Annotated in this window: 24 protein-coding genes and 4 tRNA genes; 4 read left to right on the plus strand and 24 right to left on the minus strand. The window is 44.6% G+C overall.

Going from position 1 to position 21,010, the window contains the following annotated elements; genetic code table 11:
* Positions 1-40 precede the first annotated feature (40 nt).
* The 4 genes from D891_RS0105605 to mraZ are packed head-to-tail and all read right to left on the minus strand — an operon-like array spanning position 41 to position 3,391.
* Entirely contained in the window at positions 41-1,738 is a 1,698-nt protein-coding gene (locus D891_RS0105605; protein WP_025270153.1) for a peptidoglycan D,D-transpeptidase FtsI family protein, read from the minus strand.
* Positions 1,735-2,061 carry a hypothetical protein gene (locus D891_RS0105610; protein ID WP_025270154.1) on the minus strand — a complete coding sequence of 109 codons (327 nt, stop codon included), beginning with the start codon at positions 2,059-2,061 and terminating at the stop codon, positions 1,735-1,737. Before D891_RS0105610 ends, D891_RS0105605 begins: the two co-directional genes overlap by 4 nt.
* Positions 2,054-2,947: a 16S rRNA (cytosine(1402)-N(4))-methyltransferase RsmH gene (gene rsmH, locus D891_RS0105615; protein WP_025270155.1), complete on the minus strand. Its 894-nt coding sequence runs from the start codon at positions 2,945-2,947 to the stop codon at positions 2,054-2,056. The genes D891_RS0105610 and rsmH overlap by 8 nt, the downstream gene beginning before the upstream one ends.
* Positions 2,948-3,391 (minus strand): division/cell wall cluster transcriptional repressor MraZ, encoded by a 444-nt coding sequence (mraZ, locus tag D891_RS0105620; protein ID WP_025270156.1) that lies wholly within the window; start codon positions 3,389-3,391, stop codon positions 2,948-2,950. It lies immediately after the preceding gene.
* A gap of 177 nt (positions 3,392-3,568) precedes the next feature.
* Between mraZ and D891_RS0105625 the strand changes: the two genes are divergently transcribed.
* From D891_RS0105625 to trxB, 4 genes are all read left to right on the plus strand, one after another.
* Positions 3,569-4,573: a response regulator gene (locus D891_RS0105625; RefSeq protein WP_025270157.1), complete on the plus strand. Its 1,005-nt coding sequence runs from the start codon at positions 3,569-3,571 to the stop codon at positions 4,571-4,573.
* Positions 4,573-5,118, plus strand: coding sequence for a GTP-binding protein (locus D891_RS0105630; RefSeq protein WP_025270158.1), 546 nt, complete (start codon positions 4,573-4,575; stop codon positions 5,116-5,118). Before D891_RS0105625 ends, D891_RS0105630 begins: the two co-directional genes overlap by 1 nt.
* A gap of 86 nt (positions 5,119-5,204) precedes the next feature.
* A complete protein-coding gene (trxA, locus tag D891_RS0105635) occupies positions 5,205-5,525 on the plus strand; it encodes a thioredoxin (RefSeq protein WP_025270159.1) in 321 nt (106 codons plus the stop codon).
* Between the two features lie 46 nt (positions 5,526-5,571).
* Entirely contained in the window at positions 5,572-6,489 is a 918-nt protein-coding gene (trxB, locus tag D891_RS0105640) for a thioredoxin-disulfide reductase (protein WP_025270160.1), read from the plus strand.
* 2 nt (positions 6,490-6,491) lie between these two features.
* Here the strand turns inward: trxB and D891_RS0105645 are convergent, their stop codons facing one another.
* The 20 genes from D891_RS0105645 to mce form a co-directional block, all read right to left on the minus strand.
* Positions 6,492-7,280, minus strand: a complete 789-nt coding sequence (locus D891_RS0105645; RefSeq protein ID WP_025270161.1) for a metal ABC transporter permease — start codon at positions 7,278-7,280, stop codon at positions 6,492-6,494.
* Positions 7,273-8,043, minus strand: coding sequence for a metal ABC transporter ATP-binding protein (locus tag D891_RS0105650; RefSeq protein WP_025270162.1), 771 nt, complete (start codon positions 8,041-8,043; stop codon positions 7,273-7,275). The genes D891_RS0105645 and D891_RS0105650 overlap by 8 nt, the downstream gene beginning before the upstream one ends.
* Complete coding sequence (locus tag D891_RS0105655; RefSeq protein WP_025270163.1) at positions 8,040-8,885, minus strand: metal ABC transporter substrate-binding protein; 846 nt, start codon at positions 8,883-8,885, stop codon at positions 8,040-8,042. The genes D891_RS0105650 and D891_RS0105655 overlap by 4 nt, the downstream gene beginning before the upstream one ends.
* Positions 8,886-9,674, minus strand: a complete 789-nt coding sequence (locus D891_RS0105660; RefSeq protein WP_025270164.1) for an inositol monophosphatase family protein — start codon at positions 9,672-9,674, stop codon at positions 8,886-8,888.
* Positions 9,667-10,500, minus strand: a complete 834-nt coding sequence (locus D891_RS0105665) for a 4-hydroxy-3-methylbut-2-enyl diphosphate reductase (protein ID WP_025270165.1) — start codon at positions 10,498-10,500, stop codon at positions 9,667-9,669. The genes D891_RS0105660 and D891_RS0105665 overlap by 8 nt, the downstream gene beginning before the upstream one ends.
* A complete protein-coding gene (gene cmk, locus D891_RS0105670; RefSeq protein ID WP_025270166.1) occupies positions 10,500-11,126 on the minus strand; it encodes a (d)CMP kinase in 627 nt (208 codons plus the stop codon). Before cmk ends, D891_RS0105665 begins: the two co-directional genes overlap by 1 nt.
* A complete protein-coding gene (locus D891_RS0105675; RefSeq protein WP_025270167.1) occupies positions 11,119-11,958 on the minus strand; it encodes a prephenate dehydrogenase in 840 nt (279 codons plus the stop codon). The genes cmk and D891_RS0105675 overlap by 8 nt, the downstream gene beginning before the upstream one ends.
* Positions 11,951-13,045 carry a histidinol-phosphate transaminase gene (gene hisC / locus D891_RS0105680; RefSeq protein ID WP_029952060.1) on the minus strand — a complete coding sequence of 365 codons (1,095 nt, stop codon included), beginning with the start codon at positions 13,043-13,045 and terminating at the stop codon, positions 11,951-11,953. Before hisC ends, D891_RS0105675 begins: the two co-directional genes overlap by 8 nt.
* A 5-nt stretch (positions 13,046-13,050) precedes the next feature.
* A complete protein-coding gene (locus tag D891_RS09525; RefSeq protein ID WP_025270169.1) occupies positions 13,051-14,001 on the minus strand; it encodes a diguanylate cyclase in 951 nt (316 codons plus the stop codon).
* Positions 13,998-14,972 (minus strand): biotin--[acetyl-CoA-carboxylase] ligase, encoded by a 975-nt coding sequence (locus D891_RS0105690; protein ID WP_025270170.1) that lies wholly within the window; start codon positions 14,970-14,972, stop codon positions 13,998-14,000. Before D891_RS0105690 ends, D891_RS09525 begins: the two co-directional genes overlap by 4 nt.
* The gene (thiC, locus tag D891_RS0105695; RefSeq protein WP_025270171.1) at positions 14,969-16,255 is read right to left on the minus strand and encodes a phosphomethylpyrimidine synthase ThiC; all 1,287 of its coding nucleotides are present in this window, start codon (positions 16,253-16,255) and stop codon (positions 14,969-14,971) included. Before thiC ends, D891_RS0105690 begins: the two co-directional genes overlap by 4 nt.
* Positions 16,256-16,382: 127 nt before the next feature.
* Positions 16,383-17,159, minus strand: a complete 777-nt coding sequence (locus D891_RS0105700) for a competence/damage-inducible protein A (RefSeq protein ID WP_025270172.1) — start codon at positions 17,157-17,159, stop codon at positions 16,383-16,385.
* 12 nt (positions 17,160-17,171) lie between these two features.
* Positions 17,172-17,248: transfer RNA gene (locus D891_RS0105705), tRNA-Asp, on the minus strand.
* A 13-nt stretch (positions 17,249-17,261) separates the two neighbouring features.
* Positions 17,262-17,337: transfer RNA gene (locus D891_RS0105710), tRNA-Val, on the minus strand.
* Positions 17,338-17,350: 13 nt separating this feature from the next.
* Positions 17,351-17,626: an HU family DNA-binding protein gene (locus D891_RS0105715; protein WP_025270173.1), complete on the minus strand. Its 276-nt coding sequence runs from the start codon at positions 17,624-17,626 to the stop codon at positions 17,351-17,353.
* 21 nt (positions 17,627-17,647) lie between these two features.
* A tRNA-Glu gene (locus D891_RS0105720) sits at positions 17,648-17,724 on the minus strand.
* A gap of 10 nt (positions 17,725-17,734) precedes the next feature.
* Positions 17,735-17,810, minus strand: a tRNA-Lys gene (locus D891_RS0105725).
* Between the two features lie 86 nt (positions 17,811-17,896).
* The gene (thrC, locus tag D891_RS0105730) at positions 17,897-19,261 is read right to left on the minus strand and encodes a threonine synthase (RefSeq protein WP_025270174.1); all 1,365 of its coding nucleotides are present in this window, start codon (positions 19,259-19,261) and stop codon (positions 17,897-17,899) included.
* 2 nt (positions 19,262-19,263) lie between these two features.
* Entirely contained in the window at positions 19,264-20,604 is a 1,341-nt protein-coding gene (locus D891_RS0105735; RefSeq protein ID WP_025270175.1) for an FAD-dependent oxidoreductase, read from the minus strand.
* Positions 20,605-21,006 carry a methylmalonyl-CoA epimerase gene (gene mce / locus D891_RS0105740; protein ID WP_025270176.1) on the minus strand — a complete coding sequence of 134 codons (402 nt, stop codon included), beginning with the start codon at positions 21,004-21,006 and terminating at the stop codon, positions 20,605-20,607.
* Positions 21,007-21,010 lie beyond the last annotated feature (4 nt).

Consider the following 21,010-nt stretch of genomic DNA (forward strand, 5'->3'; position numbering starts at 1 on the left):
TTCAACGGCGTGAAATATCAAGTGCTACTTCATTTTTTAGTTAATCTTTATCCGGCATTACACCGTAATAGTGCAAAACAAACTCCATAACCCTGGCAAATAGGGGGGCTGCCACCTCTCCGCCATAGAACCCCCCTTTTTTGGGGTTGAATATAGAAACGGCAACCACAAACTTAGGATGTGAGAACGGAGCGAATCCGACAAAAGAGGCTACATACTGCTTCTGATACTTACCGTGCTTTGCTATCTGGGCTGTTCCGGTCTTGCCCGCCACAGCATAATCATCCAAAGCGGCATTCTTGCCTGTGCCATAGACAACAACATCCCTCAAAATACCCTTTATCTTTTCAACCGTTGAGGGCTTTAGTATTCGCTTTTTAAAAACGGTATAGCCCTGTGTTGAATTATCCTTAAATGTTTTAACCATAAAATGCGGTCTAACCCAGTATCCCCCGTTTGCTATGACACTATACATAACAGACAGCTGAATCTCGCTAACACTGATACCCTGACCGAAGGCCATATTGGCTAAATCCACATCGCCCACATTGAATATATCCTTCACTATGCCTTTTGTCTCCGAGATGGTATCAATACCTGTTTTTCTGCCCAAACCAAATCTATTCAAATAGCTATAAAACACTTTTTTGCCAAGCTTCAGGGCGATCTTTGCACTCCCTATATTGCTGGAATAAACAAACACATCCCTAAACCTTAGCATCTTGAACCTATGAACATCGTGTATCACCTTACCGTGCAGCCTCCATCTGCCGTTCTGACAATAAATCCTCTCATTGCCCTTAAATATACCGCTATCTAAGGCAGCCGCCATGGTTAAAAGTTTAAAGACACTGCCCGGTTCAAAGGCATCGCTAACAGCCCTATTCTTCACATAAACATAACTGTAATGCCAGAAGTGGTTGTTGTCATAGAAGGGATAGGAATCCATCGCTACAACCTCGCCTGTGTATGGATCCATAACAACCACAACGCCCTTATCCGCTTCATGCTTCAAAACCGTATTCCTCAGTTGCTCATGCACAAAATCCTGAATATCCCTATTTAAAGAGATCTTTAGATTTACACCGTCAATCGGGTTGGCTGCCGTGCGTCTTTTGTATATATCGTATGCGATATCCTCCTTTATACTCAAACCCGACAGGTATTTATCGTAATACCTCTCAAGCCCCTCAGCCCCCCTGTTATTCGAATAACAGAAACCGACCACATGGGCAGAAAACTCACCATCCGGATAAAACCTCCTAAACCTCTTGATAAAACCAAACGCCCTTATGAAGTTATCGTCGTTTCTGATTCTATTGTAATCATCCAAGGATAGGTTCTTTTTAATCACCACATACCGCCTGCTTCTATTGCTATTTATCAACGACCAGAGCCGATTCTTGCTTATATGGAGGATGTTGCTCAAATCCTCAACAAACAACTCCTCACGCTGCCTGTAATACTCGTCGGTTTTGTATACCTTACGCAACTGAAACAGATAATACGGGTCAACAAACAGATCAAAAACGGGGTAATTCAGGGCAAGCGGCCTGCCCTTTTCATCGTAAATCAATCCCCTTCTGCCTGAAACCGTAATAGTTTTAACAAGCTTTTTTACATACTCCTCTTTATAGGCCTTGCCCTTTATAAGCTGTATATAGAACGATTTTATTACAACGATAAGGAAGGAGGCGAATATAAGGGATACAACAAAACTAAATCGAACCCTGTTCAATGGATTATCTTAATGCTATTGCCCGTGGCGTATTGGAGTTTGCCATCCCTGATAACGGAATAGTAATTAAAGATCTGCTGCTGCTTCTTCATTAGTTGCTGCTCTTTAAGCTTTAAGTCTCTTATCTTGGCCTGTTTAAGGCTTATGTCGTGATTTAGCTGGGCAATGCTGATATTTTGATACCCCACCATATATATCAACATGCCAACCATAATGGACACAAACAGATATAGGAGATTTATCCTTAAGGGGTATAAGGTCTCTTTCTGTTTGACTAAAACCTCTTTAGAATCTACAGCCCTCACATCGGCATAATCAAGCATCGTCCCCCTCCTTATTCAATTTCTGGGCGCACCTTAACTTGGCAGACCTTGCCTGCTTGTTGCCTTTAACCTCCTGGGGCGTCGGCCTGATGGGTTTTTTGTTTATCAGCCTCAAAACACCGTTCTGCTTATTCTCCCTAAAGATGTTCTTTACAATCCTGTCTTCCAAGGAGTGAAAGGATATAGCACAAATAATGCCACCGGGCTTTAGCGCCTCAATGGCCGATTTCAACCCTATCTGCAGACTCTCAAGCTCATCGTTTACCACGATCCTTAAGGCCTGGAATGTCCTTGTGGCCGGGTGTATCCTCCTTGAGATGTTCTTTGGAACGGCCAACTCCACAATCTCGGCCAACTGCCTTGTTGTCTGGATGGGTCTGTTTTTCACTATGGCCTTTGCAATCCTTCTTGAGAAGTTCTCCTCCCCATACAACCTTAAGATTTTCTCTATCTCCTCAAGATCCCAGTGGTTTACGATCTTTTCTGCCGTTAAGGGTTTTCTTTTGTCCATCCTCATATCCAACGGCGCATCTATACTAAAGGAAAAACCCCTATCGGATTTTAGCTGATCAAGCGAAACGCCCAAATCCATAACCACACCGTCAACTCCATCAATACCCAGATCCTTGAGGTATTCAGAGATTCTGGCATAATCGTCGTTTATCAGAATCAACCTCTCTCCATAGGTCTCCTTTAGCTTTTCCTGTGCGTGATTAATAGCCTCAATATCCTTATCAAAGGCCACAACAATACCATCCGGCGAGGATAATTTGAGCAACTCCTGTGTATGCCCTGCAGCGCCTAAGGTCATATCCACATACACCCCGCCGCTTTTTGGTTGTATGATTTCAATTATCCTATTCAAAAGGACGCTTTTGTGCTTCATTTAGAATATCCCCAACTTCTCGATCTCTTCTGCCAATTCCTCTTCAGATTCCCTCAAGGCCTTCGATTCCTCATCCCACTTCTGTTTAGACCATATCTCTATGTGGTCTAAATTGCCCAATATCACCACATCCTTCTCTATGGCAGCATCCTCCCTCAGCACAGAGGGGATTAGTATCCTGCCCTGTTTATCTATGGAGACATCCTGAGCCGATGAGAAAAACATCCTCTTAAACCTTCTTGCGGCCTTGTTCGTTAACGGCAAGTTCACCGCCTTTCTTTCAAGCTCCTCCCATACATCGTATGGGTATGCGTATATACACTCATCGAAGACGGTTAATACCAGGCTGTTTTGGTGCTTATCCTTGAGGATATCCTTAAATTTGGGGGGTATCTTTACCCTTCCCTTATCATCCAGAGCGTATTCAAATCTTCCCCTGAACATCCACTTTCACCCACAATTACCCACTTTTACCTAATTACTATATCGGATGTCAAGCAAAAAACTTAAAAAGGTAAAATTTAGCAAGCCCCGCTTGTCTACAACAGTGATTTTTTTCTTGACTATCTAACTAAGATTAGTATATTACAATTAAATCTTTTGGTTAGTTATGGAGTGCCAATGGAAAAAAGAGCGTTAGTCGTATGTGATGATCCTATTTTGAACGACATCATTCGGTTCTTCTTTGAAAAACTCTCATACAGGGCCGAGGTGGTGGACAACCCCAAGGATGCGGTGACAAAGATCGAAAACTCAAACTTCCCTGTTGTCGTCATAGGAAAAAACAAAGGCACTATTGTTAAGCCCAAATTGGCCGAGATCCTATACTCCAAGGCCATGCAGAAACCCCACATCATAATATTCAAAGAACCCGGCGAGGTGGTTCCTAAAGAGTTTTACATGACCCCCATACCGAAACCCACATTCGCCGAGGAGATCATAAGAACGCTAAACAAAGAAGGCATAGAGATACAGACCAATTACAACTTAGACGAGATCGACTTAGACAGCTTCATAGGCAACCCGATATATAGGGAATGCGACATATTCAACTTCCTGAAGAGTCTAAAGGGCAACACCAAATTCATAATAAAAAACGGTGAATCCAAACTATACGGCCTAACCATGGGGACAGACCTCTATATTGTCTCATCTGATTTAGAAGAACCGTATGACATAATAGGCCTCAAAAATGTGGAGATAGCATCGGAACCCTTAAACCTCAATGAATTCCTATCGATGCCCTTATCCAACAAGGTATTCAAAACAAACCTAAGGGAGTTTGTGGTCAAGGCGATCGACAAGATAAACGACAAAGATTTACTTCTGTCTTTTCTGCCCGATTTAGACCACCACATAAGGCTAAAAGCGCCGGCATACATACTAAAACAGATAGACCTCATAACGGACAACTTAGACATAGACAGAATAGCATCCAAGGAGGATTCTGTAAGCGTAAGGGAGATAACAGAGAACGGTTCAAACCTCTCAAAGGCAAAGGCTGTCGTCTGTATGTATCTTTTGAACATGATAGAGTTAAAAGAACCTTCAGCAAATAAGAAATTCGATGTAAAGATAAAAAAGAGTTTTCTGAAAAAAATTATAGATAAAATAAGGGGTTTGTGATGATATTCAAAATCATAATTACCGGGAGCTTTAATGCAGGAAAAACGGAATTCATAAAACAGATCAGCGAGATAGACCCAATCACGACGGATAAACCTGTAAGCGAGAAGGAGCTAAAGGAAATCAAGGCCTTCACAACGGTGGCAATGGATTTTGGAAGGCTCACAATCGATAACGACCTTGTAATACATCTGTATGCAACCCCCGGTCAGGAGCGCTTCGATTTCATCTATCCGTTGCTGGTAAAAAACGCCTTGGCCTTGATCATTTTGGGCGACATTACAGATGAAAAATCGTTAAGGGCCATCCCCCATTACTTTAAAAAATTCATCACGCTAAAGCGCATACCTACGGTGGTTGCCCTTACAAAAAACGATTTAGACAACAAGGTGCCTGAAGAGACAATAAAGGAGATCCTGCAGGAGTTGCCCGAGGATATACCCGTAATAAGGATAAACGCCACCAACAAAGAGGATGTCAAGAAGGCTGTACTGTTTGCATTGGAGCAGCTTGATGCTGAAGATGGCATGGAAGAGGTAATTTAGCTCCCTCTTACTTTCTTATTCTTGACAAAACCCTCAAACATACCTATTATTCAAAGGCAAATTTAAGATGTAAAAGGGAGGGAACAATGGCAGAAATACAGTTGACCGAAGCCAATTGGGAAAGCGAGGTTTTGAATTCCGATGTCCCTGTTTTAGTTGACTTCTGGGCTCCGTGGTGCGGACCCTGCAGAATGGTTGCACCGGTAGTTGCCGAGATTGCAGAGGAATATGCAGGAAAACTAAAGGTAGGAAAGCTCAACACCGATGATGAGCCAAATATAGCCGTTAGATACGGCATCATGAGCATACCCACCCTTATGATCTTTAAAGACGGTGAGGTTGTTGACCAGATCATCGGCGCAGTGCCAAAGGAGTATATAGTAGAGAAGTTGCAACAGGTTTTATAATTCCAAAGCAGCTTCACCATAACCCAAATAGAAACTGGAGGAATAGATGTACGATGTCGTTATAATAGGTGGGGGTCCGGCTGGATTGGCTGCAGGCATATACGCCGCCAGGGGTGGCCTAAAGACCATAATCTGTGAAGAGAAGGTCTTTGGCGGCCAGATAGTAATGTCGTATGAGGTGGAAAACTATCCGGGCTTTCCTAAGGGCATCAGCGGTATGGAATTGATGGATCAGTTCATCAAGCAGGCCGAAAAATTCGGCGTTGAGATGAACTATGACGGCGTAAAGAGCATAGAGGATGAAGGCAAAACCAAGTGTGTAACACTCTCAAACGGCACAAAACTCTCCACAAAAACAATCATAATAGCAGCAGGGGCATCACCAAACAAACTAAACTGCCCCGGCGAGAAGAAGTTTACAGGCAGGGGTGTTTCCTATTGCGCAACATGCGACGGTGCGTTCTTTAGAGGAAAGCCCGTTGCCGTCATAGGTGGCGGAGATTCCGCCATAGAAGAGGCCCTCTATCTGGCCAATTTAGCATCAAAGGTGTATATCATTCACAGAAGGGATCAACTCAGGGCCGTCAAGATACTCCAGGATAGGGCGTTTGAGAATAAAAAGATCGAATTTATATTCAACCATGTGGTAAAGGAGATTCAGGGCGATAAATTCGTAAACGGCATACTCATAGAAAATGTAAAGACGGGTGAGTTGTCCAGGGTTGAGGTGGACGGCGTCTTCATCTATGTCGGCCTAACACCCAACACGGAGTTTGTATCGGATCTGATAAAGCTGGACGAAGAGGGCTATATTATCACCAACGACAGGATGGAGACGAACATACCGGGGATCTTTGCAGCAGGCGATATCAGGGTAACACCGCTGAGGCAGGTTCTAACGGCTGCTGCAGACGGTGCGATAGCCGCCTCCTGCGCACAGAAATACATCGAGATGAAGTGCTAACACTATCTAACCACCCGAAAAGCAAAGCTAACCATCCATAGAAAGACATAAACAAGGACAATGGTGGCACCGGTGGGGGCGTTGAAGAAATAGGAGAGCAGAACGCCCCCACTTATGCTTACAATCGATGAGATAACCGCAATGGCGATTATCCCTCTGTAATTCCTCGATAGATTCAAACCCACCAGGGTCGGCAAGACCAAAAAGGCGTTAACCAGGATTATGCCTATTAGCTTTATGGAAAAGACCACCGTTAGCGATAAAACGGCCAAAAAAGCATAGTAAAGCAGGGATGTGTTTATACCCCTAATCCTTGCCAGCTCCTCGTTGTATGTGGATAGCTGCAGATGGGAGAAGAACAGCGAAACAAACGCAACACCAAGCAGAAAGACACCAACAGCGGCAAATAGGTCATTCCTTCCCACTGAGAGTATATCGCCAAAGAGAATACCCAATATGTTTGCAGAATACCCCTCAGATAGACTCAAGACAAAGACACCAAAGGCCATAGAAAAAACAAATATAACATCGATCACGCTATCCTCACTGAATCCACCCTTTCTATACATAAAACCGATAAAAAGGGATGCCACAAGGCAAAACACAACGGGAAAGACAAAACTGCTAAGGCCAAACAGGAAATTCAAAGCAACACCACCAAAAGCAGAATGGGCAATGCCGACACCGGCAAATGTCATCTTCCTCATCACAACAAAATAGGACATAACAGATAAGGGTATAGCTATCAAGATACCAACGGCCGCAGCCCTAATCAGGATCTCCTCAACCATTGCCACCCCACTTGCAATTCCTGCACGCCTCAGAGTGCAACATTATATTCATACCCTCACCGTAAACGCTTCTGAGCATCTCGGCATAATCTATAGTGGACGGCTTACCGTGGCAGTGCAGTTTTACATTCAAGCACATAACCTCATCCACATATCGGCTCACAGCCCCTATATCGTGCGTTACCATGATTATTGTGATGTTATCCTTACTGCTTAACTCCCTTAGAAGCTCGTATATCATGGAGTTGTAAACGGCATCTATGGCCGTATTTGGTTCATCCAGGATTAGAATCTCTGGATCGCTCATCATGCACCTTGCAAGCGATACCCTCTGCTGCTGTCCGCCCGACAGGTCCTTTATATATGAATAAGCCCTATCATCAACGCCAAATCTATCGAGCCAATAGTGGGCCTTTTTAAGCTCATCCTCACTCCACCCCCTAAACAGGCCAAACAACCTAACCCTTTCAATTAACACAACATCTAAAACCCTTAGGGGCATGCTCCAGTTCACTATGGCCTTCTGCGGCAGATACCCTATGTTCCTTCTGAATTTGATATATTCAAGGGGATTTAATCCGTCTATCTTAACAAAACCCTCGGTCGGCCTGATCAATCCCAATATCGTCTTAACAAGCGTGGTCTTACCAGCACCATTGGGGCCTATTATGGCAACAAACTCGCCCCTTTCAACATTGAAGCAGACACGGTCCAGTATGGACTTATCACCTATCCTTATCGTTAAATCCTTAACCTCTATCATTTAAGCGACTGCCTAAGCAGGTCTATATTGTGTTTTATGAGTTTTATGTATGTGTTCGTCTCTGGATTCTTTGAAGACCCCAATGGGTTCAAACAAACCGTTGAATAACCCAACCTGTCGGATAGGCTCTTTGCAAGCTGCCCATTGGATACATACACAACAACACCCTTCTTACACCTGCAGTTTCTAAACAACCTCTTAAGATCGCCAACCGTCGGTGAGCGATTGCCCTTTTCTATAACAACACTGCAGCTTTCAAGGCCCAAGCTTTTAAAGAAATACTCAAAGGCCGGTTTTACATCGACTATGCAGTTGCCCCTAAGGTCGGCCAATGCATTGCTAAAGCCCTTTAGCGATTCCATCAACAAAGATGCATTGGATCTATAAAAGTCGCAATTCTTCTTATCCAGACCGCACATGGTTTGAACTATATACGGTATGCCACGATTTCTCATAAAATCCACATCCAGCCAGATATGGGGATTGGCTATGGTTTTTTTGCCTACCTTCTTTGCATTCAACGGATGGATATAGACATCGCTTAAAAAGATGCTCCTTTTCTTGCCCCTTAAAAAAGCCACCCTGTCATACCAGCTTTCAAAACCAAATCCGACGCCAATAAACAGATCCGCCTTCTCAAAATCTATAAGATCCTTGGGCTTTGGAGAGAAGACATGCGGATTGGAAGATGAGGGTATAACATACGAAACATGCACCCTATCCCCTCCTATCTGCTTAACCAAAGAGGAGAGAATATAAATGCTGGTTGAGACATTTAAATCGGCAAACGCATCTATACCGACAAAAACCAAAACCAAAACAAAGAGTGCAATCCTTTTCATCTATCCCAACCTCTCAATAACAACCTTTAGCACATCCCTATTACCAACCCCTATAAACCTTCGGGTCTTTTGTGTGGATATACCACACCCAAACGGCTTATCCTCAAGCCACTCAAACAGGCCACCGCCCGCTTCTTCTAATATAACCTTACCAGCCGCATAATCAATAACCCTGGCATCATCTAAATGCAGAAACGCATCGAACCCGCCTGTTGCCGTATAGCACATATCCAGAGCCGTCGAACCGTTCTGCCTGACCCTGTAAAAAGATCTGGCTATCTTTAAAATTTCATCACCGCTGCTTTCCCTTTTTATGCCCTCAACAGCCACAACATTGGCCTCTGAAGCGGTGTTTTTAATCCTTCTTCCGTTAAAAAACGCACCCTTACCCCTCAAGGCCCAGAACTCATCACCGTTGGCTAAATTCACCACATAGCCGCATACAAGGTCATTCACAGAATCCCCTTCAGCAAGGCCAATGGATAAGGCATAATATGGAATGCCCCTTTTGGCGTTGAGACTGCCGTCAATCGGATCAACTATTATCAGAGGAAACCTATCGCCCAGCCTGACCCAGCCCTTCTCTTCTGTCAAAATAGAACAACTCCTCTTGGTATTGCACAGGGCATCTATCACTATATCCTCTGCAAGTTTATCTATAAAGACCGTATTATCACCAAACTCACCCTTGCCCAGTCTCCTTTTGGCCTTTGATGTTCCTACAATGCCCCTTATTTGATCCAAAACCTGCTTGCCTATAAATCTAAATATCTCTATCCACTCATCCATTTACCATATCCCTTATCGATTCATACACCCTTTCTATAATGTAGGACGGTGTGGATGCCCCTGCTGTAATGCCTATATTTTCGGCATTCTCAAACCAATCCCTTTCTAACTCCCTTTCCGTTTCGATATGGTATGCCCTCTTTGAGTTTTCCTTACATATCTCATACAGCTTCCTGGTGTTTGCTGAGTTCTTACCGCCTATCACTATCATCACATCCGAACGACGAGCAAGCTCCCTTGCGGCCTTCTGCCTCTTCTCCGTTGCATCACAGATGGTATTGAATACCTTAAGTTCCCTGATCCTCTTTGCAAGCTCGCCTATCGTTAGGCCAAACCTTTCAACGGACTGTGTGGTCTGGCACACAACGCCGACCCTTGATGCCTTGATGGAGCTTGCAGATTCGGGTGAGTTTATGACAGAGGCCGTATAATCGGTATACCCCAAATGCGCCTTAACCTCAGGATGCTCATTATCACCAAATATAACAACCTTATAGCCCTCCTCATACAATTGCCTTGCATACCGCTGCGCTTCCTTTACAAACGGGCATGTCGCATCTATAACCTTCAAGCCCCTCTTCTCTATCTCCTCATAAACCTTCGGTGGAACACCGTGCGATCTGACAAGAACAGGCCCATCCGCCTCATCGAGGCTCTCAATCACCTTTAGACCCTTCTTCTGATACTCCTCAACCACCTGGGGGTTGTGAATTATAGGCCCAAACGAGCATAAGCTCTTATACTCCCTAAGCGCTTTATCGGCTATCTCTATAGCCCTCATAACGCCATAACAAAAACCGGCATTCTCGGCTATTTCTATCTTCATCACCTACTCTCCATTAAAGACTTTATCTTTTTATAGACACCTTCTATATCCATATTGCTTGAATCTATCTCAAAAGCACCCTCAGGCTTTATAAGGGGTGCAATATCCCTGTTTCTATCCTGCTCATCCCTCTCCTTTATCTCTTTAAAAACAAACGCAAAATCCTCACCGGTCTGTTTTGACCTCCTTCTTGCCCTCTCCTCAGCAGACGCTGTGAGGTATATCTTAAGGTCTGCATCCTTAAACATCACACTGCCGCAATCCCTGCCATCCACCACAAACCTACCCTCTTTTGCAGCGCTTCTTATTGTGGAGTTGACAAAATCCCTTACAAAGCCTATCCTTGCAATCCTGGAAGCAATCCTTCCTATAGCCTCAGCCTGCAGTTTATCGTCTATCCTCTCACTGTTGTGAAATATGAGCATTCTGCCATCTTTGACCCTAACATCCAGCTTAAGTCTCTCAAGCTCCTCCTTTTTGGGCTCATCACCCAGAATAAAGGCAATGCTTCGATAAAATGCCCCGCTGTTTATGTGGATAAAACCGTCTCTTTTGCTTAAGAGTTCAGCTATAGAGCTTTTGCCGCTACCTGCAGGCCCGTCTATGGTTATAATAAACCTACCCATCCAAGCTCTCCTTAAACAGGCGGGCTTTCTTCAAATAATCCATTAAACCGTCGTAATCCCCCTCTTCTATCATCCCTTTAAGCCTCAACAATTCATCCACAAAACCGTCTATGGAGGATATCAGGTTTGTTCTATTCATCAAGAATATGTCGCTCCACATCTTCTCAGAGGATGCCGCAATGCGGGTATAATCCCTAAACCCCCCGCCTATGAATCTGTAATTATCCCCCTTCCTTGAAGCCAAACCAACCAAAGCATACGCTATGGCATGCGGCAGGTGGCTGACAAAACCAAACACCTCATCGTGCAGCCCAGGATCCATAAACTTAATCCTCATGCCCAAACCCTCTAAAAAGCGGCAAACCGCCCCCGCCTTGTTTTGATCCATTCCATCATAGGGGGTTATTATGCAATAGGCATTCCTAAACAGACCTTTAACGGCGGCATCAACCCCGAATTTTTCAATGCCAGCTATAGGGTGAACAGGCACATAATAGACGCCATCCCTTAAAAAATCCATAACGCCTTCAACAATTGCACCCTTAACGCTGCCCACATCTATGACTATAGCACCGTCTTTTGCCCTCTCAAAGACCCCCCTCAAAACATCGGGTATGCTCCTTACAGGGGTGGAAACAACCACAAGGTCGCACTCACCCACATCAAGGCCTGCACCCTTCTTATCAATAACGCCAAGCTGCAGGGCTTTATCAAGAGCAGCCCCATCCCTATCAAAACCCAAAACCCTATCGGTTAAGCCAAGTGATTTTGCATCTAAGGCGATGCTTCCGCCGATCAGGCCAACGCCTACTATTCCTATGGTATTAAACATTCAGCACTTCTTTTAAGTTCTTGATAAATATCTCATTCTGCCTCTTGGTTCCGATTGTCACCCTCAACATGGTTTTATAACCATAGCCGGCCATTGATCGTATTATGATGCCCCTTTTTAGCAGTTCCTCATACACATAAGAGGCATCCCTTTTGGCATCGAATAGAATAAAATTCGCATAGGTTTTTATATATGTTATCCCCATCCTGTCAAATTCTGAATAGAGATACTCCTTGCCAATCCTGTTGGTCTCAACGCTCCTTTTTATATGCTCATCGTCATCCAATGCAGCCAAAGCGGCATGTTGAGCAACTATATTGACATTGAACGGCGGGCGCACCCTGTTTAGATAATCCACTATCTGCGGGCTTGCAATCCCATAGCCGATCCTTAAACCCGCAAGACCATAGGCTTTGGAGAATGTTCTTAGTATTATGACATTGTCGTTTTTATACAGATCCAACAGCTCCTCATAATCATCCTCAGCGATGGCATACTCATAATATGCCTCATCTATAACAACAAGCGTTTTATCCTTATCTGAAGCCTCTATTACCCTCTCTATATCACTCCTTTTTATAATCGTCCCTGTGGGGTTGTTGGGTGTGTTGAGAAAGATAACCCTCGTATTGCCGTTTATTGCATCAATCAGGGCATCTATATCGTATTCAAACCCCTTAAGCGGTATCTCAACAAGCCTCTTGTTAAACGAACTGCCTATGATCTTATACTCAACAAAAGACGGATAGCAGTATAGGATCTCATCCTCATCCCTGGTTGCAAATGTCCTAAAGATCAGCTCAAGCAACTCATCCGAGCCGTTACCGAATATGAGGTTATCCCTTGACACACCAAGCTTATCCGCCAACCTCTCCTTTAAATAATAACAATCACCATCCGGATAGAAGTTGACGCTTTCCGCCACGCTCCTTATAGCCTCTACAGCCCTTCTTGATGGGCCAAGCGGATTCTCATTCGAAGCGAGCTTTATTATCTCACCCTTAATACCCAACTGCCTCTTCAACTCCTCTATCGGCTTGCCGCCCTCATAGGGCTTCAGCCTTTCTATATACTCCTCAACAAACATAGATCTCACTCCACAACGCTTATTTCGCCTTTCTGGCTGTGTTTGGTCTGATAAAGGGCCTTATCCACCCTCTCAAGCAGCGATTCCACCGTATCCCCATCCTTCACCTGGGTTACACCTATCGAGGCGGTGCATTTAAACTCCATCTTATCCTTCTTAAAGGTTACCGATGCTATCTTATCACGGATCTTCTTGGCAACGGTAATGGCATCCTCAAGCTTTGTCTCTGGCAATACGACTATAAACTCATCGCCGCCGTATCTGATGGGTATATCGCTCCTCCTTGTAATCCTCTTCAATATAGAACCTATAACCTTCAACACCTCATCGCCCGCTAAATGGCCGTATGTATCGTTTATCTTCTTAAAGTCGTCTAAATCAAGCATTATTATACTGAACACCTTTGAATACCTGTTGTAATTGTAAAGAGCTGTGTCCAATACCTCGTTCATGTATTTTCTTAAATACAACCCTGTCAGATGGTCTTTAAGCGAAAGCTCCTTAATGTTTTCAATGGCCATCTTCTGTTTCTCTAATACCTGCCTTGCAGCCTCAAGCTCAGCCTTCAGGGATGCGTTTATGTATTTGATCTTTTCAAGCTCGGACGCTATGCTGTCATCTATCCTGCTTTTGTATTCATCGATATTCCTTATGGTCATATCGTATGTATTTTCACTTTCTGTAATGGACTTTTCGACATTAACCGTAACATCCTTGACATTGGTGGCGATCTCCAATACCCTCTTTTTGAGTTCCTCAAGTTCTGCAGCAGATACATCCGCCATGCCGTATAGCATCTTATGGATCTCTGCCTCATCGAGGCCATATTCCAATGCCACCTCGGTAAAGACCTTGTAATAGTTAAACGGGGTTAATACCATGTTCCTCTTGGTCGCCCTGTAAAGCGCCTCCTTTATGATAGCCGACAGTTTTTCGGATTCGTTTTTCATGCTCATTGAAGGAACCTCACGCTATTTGCCGTTATAACCTTTTTCACATCATCCCCCGTATCGACCAGCAAAAAGCCGTTCTCATCTATGTCCTTGGCAACACCCTCAAACTTATCCTTATCGGTTATAACCTCAACCCTCCTGCCCAGGGTGTTGTTGTATTTCCTCCACAGATCAAAAATAGACCTCCTGCCCTGTTTGGTCAACATCTTCACCAGGTTTTCAAAATAGTAAAGTATATTGGACAAAAGCGTTGCCCTGTCTATATGGGTATTGGTCTCTATCTTTATGCTTGTTGCCTTATCTTTTAGCTCCTCAGGCATCTGGCTCATATTAACATTTATGCCAAAGCCTATGATAGCATAATTCAAAACGCCCGATTCGCTCTTTGTCTCCACCAAGACACCTGCAATCTTCTTATCACCAACCATTACATCGTTTGGCCATTTTATCTTAGCATCCTCAACACCGAAATCGCTCAAGGCCTCCCTTATGGCTATTGATATGGCAAACATCAAGGCAATAGAATCGGACACATTCATGTTGTTCGGCTTAAAGATCAAAGAAACATAGATGTTCTCACCCTGCGGAGAGAGCCACTTCCTCTTCTGTCTGCCCCTGCCGGATGTCTGCTCCTCCGCCACGATTATCGTCCCATCTACATTCTCATCCCTCTCTATCAGGTATTCAGCCTCATCCATCGTCGATGATGTAAGCCTGAAGTACTCTATTCGCTTGCCGAACATCTCCGTATTCAGCCTGCGCTTGATCTCATACGGTATGAGTATATCCTTAGCTTCCTCCTTTAAGATATAACCCACGCTGCGCTTACCCTCAATCTTATAACCTAACTTCTGCAGGTTCTTAATCCTGTTCCACACAGCTATCCTGCTGATACCCAGCCTCTTGCACATCTTATCGCTGGTTACATACTTACCCAAATTCTTATACAACTCATCCAATATTATACTGTTCATCTCTGATTCCTTAACGCTTTATTTAATAGTTTGATTGCACAGAACTTCCCACACATAGTACAGACATCATCCTCATCCGGGGGTGAGGATTCCCTTTCCCTTCTTGTAAACTCAGGATCGATTGAGAGGTTTATCATCTCCTCCCAATTCAAGGCCTTTCTGGCCTTACTCATCTTCAAATCCCACTCAATGGCCCCGGGGATCTTTTTGGCTATGTCTGCGGCATGGGCTGCAATGCGTGTAACGATTACACCCTCCCTCACATCCTCAGGTGTGGGCAGCCTGACATGCTCAGCCCTGGTCACATAACATAGAAAATCTGCCCCGTATGCGGCCATCAACGCCCCGCCTATGGCACTTGTTATATGATCATAACCCGGAGCGATGTCGGTAACAACAGGCCCCAATACATAGAAGGGAGCCCCGTCGCACAAGCTCTTCTCTATCTTCGCATTGGTAATCACCTCATCTATAGGCACATGTCCAGGCCCCTCTATCATCGACTGGACGCCGGCATCCAAAGCCCTCTTGTGCAACTCGCCAAGCAGTATCAGCTCATGGATCTGGGCCCTATCGGTTGCATCAACAATAGCACCGGGCCTAAAGCCATCGCCCAACGATAGCGTAACATCATACTCTTTAGCTATCTCCAAAATCCTATCAAAATGCTCAAACAGGGGGTTTTGTTTTTTGTTATGGAGCATCCACACACTCAAAAATGAGCCGCCCCTTGATACAATATCCTCCACCCTGCCCTGTCTTATCAGCCTCTCCAGGCTCTCAAGCGTGACACCGCAATGGAGCGTCATGTAATCTATGCCATCCTCTGCCTGCTTTTCTATTGTCCTGAATATATCATCCTCACTCATATAGACGATAGAGCCCTTCTTCTGGGCAACCTCAACAGCCGTCTGGTATATCGGAACATTACCTACAACAATAGGGGACCGCTTTAAGATCTCCCTCCTTATGTAATCCAGATCGCCCCCTGTGGATAGATCCATTACAGAATCGGCCTTTGCCTCAACAGCCGCATCCAATTTTTTAAGCTCATTCTCCAGCTGGGCTATATCGGAGGATGTGCCTATGTTGGCATTAACCTTCGTTCTTAAACCCTCGCCTATACCTACAGCCTTTATATCGTGATTCTTGTTTTTGGGGATTACTATTGTTCCCTTCTTCAGCCCCTCCATTATGAACTCAACGGGTCTGTTTTCCGCTTTGGCCACCTCTTCCATCTCGGGCGTTATAATACCCTTTCTTGCGGCTTCTATCTGAGTCATAACACTCTCCTTCTACCCATCAAAAGTTATAGCAACTATACAAAACTCCGCCGCATTTATCAATACCATTTGTTAATGTTATAGATAATAAAGGATAACTTTATAAAACAAATAGACAGCTAAAATATCAGAGATTGTTTAGAAGATTAATCAGCTCCCTTTTGGCCTCTTCTATCCTCTGCTTGGCCTGCTCTTGCGTCTGGGCATACGCCGTTATCCTCACACCCATCCTGGATGAGTCAAAACCGACAGGAAGTGATTTTATATAAACGGGATATTTACCCATAACCCTATCGATTAGCTCGCCCAACACGCTCTCATCGTTTATATCGACCTCAAAATTCTCAACCACCATTGAAGAGTCGCTTAAATCCTTCAAAATCGGCAAAACCTCACCTTCGAACATCGGCTTCATCTCTTTAGGGACACCAGGCAGGCAAAATACATGCTTACCATTCTGCTCAACATAGACGCCCCAGGCAGCCCCCACGCTGTTTTTTAGGGGTTTGCACCCCTCTATGAGATAGGCCATCTTCATTCTCTTCTGGTTTATACCGCCACTTTCTATCTTGCCCTCCTTATGCAGTCGGCTATAGAAATCGTGTATAAACCTCAAGGCATCGGTATCTAAATACAGCTTCCTGTTTAAGGCAATAGCTACCGACTCTATGGTTATATCGTCGAATGTGGGGCCAAGCCCCCCGGTGGTAATGACAACATCCACCCTTTCAAGGCAAAAGTTTACAACATCGACTATATCCTGGGCCTTATCATCACAAGCCATTATAAAGCGGTTGTATATACCAATCCTGGATAGATTCGAGGCTATATAGAAAGAATTGCTATCCTGGGTTATCCCTGAGATAATCTCCTTGCCTATGGCTATTACCGCTGATTTAAGCATCTAAAAAAGAAATGGCGGAGCCGACGAGACTTGAACTCGCGACCTCTGGCGTGACAGGCCAGCGTTCTAACCAGCTGAACTACGGCTCCGCAAGGGTCTCAATGGTGGGCGCAGCAGGACTTGAACCTACGACCCCCTGCTTGTAAGGCAGGTGCTCTTCCAGCTGAGCTATGCGCCCTATCCTTAAGCTATTACTTGTTGACCTTTTCCTTAAAGATCCTGCCGCACTTAAAGCTCGGCAAGTTGAAAGCCTCTATCTGAAGCTTCTCACCCGTTCTGGGGTTCCTGCCCATCCTTGCTGATCTCTTACTTACATAGAAAGTACCAAATCCCGCAAAACCAACCTTCTCACCTGCTGCCACAGCTTCCATGATGGTTTCCAAGGCTGCATCAATGATCTTCTTTGTCTGGCTCTTGGTAGCCCCTGTCTTCTCTGCTACCTTTTCTATTAGCTCAGCCTTTGTCATAAACTCCCTCCATTTTTAAAATGGCGTCCCCAGCGGGATTTGAACCCACGTTACCGCCGTGAAAGGGCGGTGTCCTTGGCCTACTAGACGATGGGGACTTTTAAAACATGGTGGGTCGTGCAGGAATCGAACCTGCGGCCAATAGCTTAAAAGGCTACTGCTCTACCGACTGAGCTAACGACCCACGCCTCTTGAGGTACCTCTTTTTAAGGCAGCCTCAAATTTGCGAGAGTGATAATACACATTTAAGTCTTGCTTGTCAACAAAATTTTAACCCTTTTCCAAATTTTTCTCTATAAAATTTTTAACCTCTTCAACGCTGTTGTCAACCACCCACATGCGCTTCTTTTTGTTCTTCAGATTGGCTATAGCCTCAGGCTGAGGCGGATAAATCCCTATAGCCATCTTTATGGCCTCGGGGAACTTAGCAGGGTGCGCTGTCGAAAGACATATAACATCCTCATGGCCAGACTGCTCTGCTGCAAAGACACCCGCCGCCGTATGAGGGTCAATGATATAGCCCGTCTTCTCATAAAACGACTTAATGGTGTTAAGCGTATTCTCCTCATCGGCCTTATAGGACTCAAAATCCTCCCTAACCTTTTTAAGAATATCCCCATCGAAGCTCAGCTTCTTCTTTCTTGAAAACTCATCCATCAACTGCTTTACCCTCTCTTCGCTGCCAAACAGATAATACAGATACCGCTCAAAGTTGCTTGCCACCTGTATATCCATCGACGGAGAAAGTGTCTTGACCACCTCACCTGTTGAATAATCACCGAAGTTTACAAACCTATACAGTATATCGTTGGAGTTTGTTGCAAGTATAAGCCTTTTTATGGGCAAGCCCATCCGCTTTGCCATATAACCGGCAAATATATCACCAAAATTGCCTGTTGGAACACTGAAATAGACCTCATCGAGACCGCTTCTAAAGTAAGCATAGAAGTAATAGACAATCTGAGCCAATATCCTCGCCCAATTGATGGAGTTCACGGCCGCCAGATGATACCTCTCCTTAAACTCCAGATCGTTGAATATGGTCTTGACGATGGCCTGACAGTCGTCAAATGTCCCCTCCACGGCCAGATTGAAAACATTACCATCCTCCACCGTCGTCATCTGCAACTCCTGAACTGGGCTAACCTTGTTGTGGGGATGGAGGATGAATATATTGACATTCTCCTTGCCCTTTAGGCCATATATAGCAGCGCTTCCCGTATCACCGCTTGTTGCCCCAAGCACATTGACATAAGTATGCCTCTTTTTCAACACATACTCAAACAGATTGCCCAAAAACTGCAAAGCCACATCCTTAAAGGCAAATGTCGGGCCGTGGAACAACTCTAAAACAAACACACCGTCCCTTCTTACAAGCGGTGTTATCTGGTCTGTGTCGAATGTGGAATAGCTCTTCTCTATAAGGCCTTTAAGGTCGCCATCGGGTATATCATCAACAAACAGCTTAAATATCTCAAACGCAAGCTCTTTATAGCTCAAATCCTTAAGTGCATCCAGGTCAACGGAGGGTATATGGCAAGGCACAATCAAACCACCATCCGTCGCAAGCCCCATAAGAAAAGCATCTATAAAGCTGAGATCCCCAACACCCCCTCTGGTGCTTTTGTATCTCATGGCTATACCCTCTTTATCGCCTGATTTGCGCATACCAATATCGGATCCCACACAGGAGCAAACGGTGGGGAATATGCCAAATCAAGGCCCTGAATATCCTTTATGGTCATATTGGCATACAGGGCTGCAGCCAATACATCCACCCTCCATACACCCTCGGCATCGCCCACGATCTGACCGCCCAACAACCTGCCTGAACCCTTCTCAGCCACCAGGCAGACCTTAACCTTACCCTGATGGTGGAAACCGTGTGCTGTTGTTGGCGCCTCTATAGTTGTCTTAAAGGCATCAAAACCGTTATCCTGAGCCTCTTTCAACGATAGACCGGTCTTGGCAACACCCTTATCAAAAACCCTAAACAGGATAGTACCAACAATACCGGCAAATTCCTCATTGGCCCCTGCCATATTGGCACCGCCGATCCTGCCTGCCTTATTTGCGTTTGTGCCAAGCGGCATGTAAACATTCCTATCCAGTATCCTGTGGTATATCAAGGCACAATCGCCACCGGCATAGACACCATCCATGTTTGTTCTAAAATACCTATCAACGACAATAGCTCCGTTTTCAAGCTCAATGGGTGTGTTTTTCAAAAAATCGGTATTGGGTTTAACACCGGCAGCTACATTAACAAAGTCTGCCTCAAATACGCCCTTATCCGTTTCAACCCTTAAGGATTCATCTATCCTTTTCACATCAACACCAACAACAAGCTCAACGCCGTTTCTTGATAGCTCCTCTTTAACGCTATCAACAAGCTCATCCTCAAAGTTTAGCAGTATTCCGTCAAGCTTCTCTAAAATCACCACATCCATGCCGAGCCTTTTTAGGTTTTCTGCAAGTTCAAGGTTTATAAAACCTGCACCTATCAAAACGGCCTTTTTGGGTTTTTTATCATCAATATAAGCCTTTATCCTTCTGGCATCATCCAGCACCTTAAGCTTAAACACACCCTCGTTGGTTATGCCCTTTATAGGGGGCAAAAAGGCCTCAGCACCACTGCCTATAAACAGCTTATCATAAACAAGCTCATACTCCCTATCGCTTGCAATGCTTTTAACCTTAACCTTTTTAGAGTTAAAATCGACGCCTATCGCCTCACTCAACAACCTGACATCTATTCCCCTTTTGCTTTTAAACTCATCGGCGGTCAACACAACAAGGTCATCAATATCCCCCTTATAGCCGATATTATAGGGCATGCCACAAGCTCCATATGAAACATCCCTGCCCTTTTCAACCACTATGACCTCTGCGGTTTTTATCCTCCTCTTTATCTGGCTGGCCGCACTCATACCAGCAGCATCACCACCGATAACAACAACCTTAAGCGGTCTTTCCATTTACTCCCCCTTAGATACAAGCTCTGTTAACACTATAGAGGATTTTGGATGAATAAAGGCTATTCTTGTGTTGGACGAACCCTCAACGGGTTGCTGGTTTATCAGTTGAATCCCATTTTCCTTCAATCTATCCAGCTCACCATCTATATCGTCGGTAAAATAGGCTATATGGTGGAGCCCCTCCCCCTTCTTTTCGATGTATTTATAAATCGGGCTATCCTGCGATGTGGGCTCTAAAAACTCTATATGAACACCGTTTATATCAAACTTGGCAACCCTAACGCCTTGTGATTCGACCTCCTCTATCTCCAAAAGCTCAAAACCCAATACATCCCTATAAAGCGATATAGCCTTATTTAGATCCTTAACGGCAACGCCTATGTGATCTATCCTTTTAATCATAACC

Origin of the sequence: Hippea sp. KM1 (assembly GCF_000526195.1) — a bacterium.
GTDB lineage: Bacteria > Campylobacterota_A > Desulfurellia > Desulfurellales > Hippeaceae > Hippea.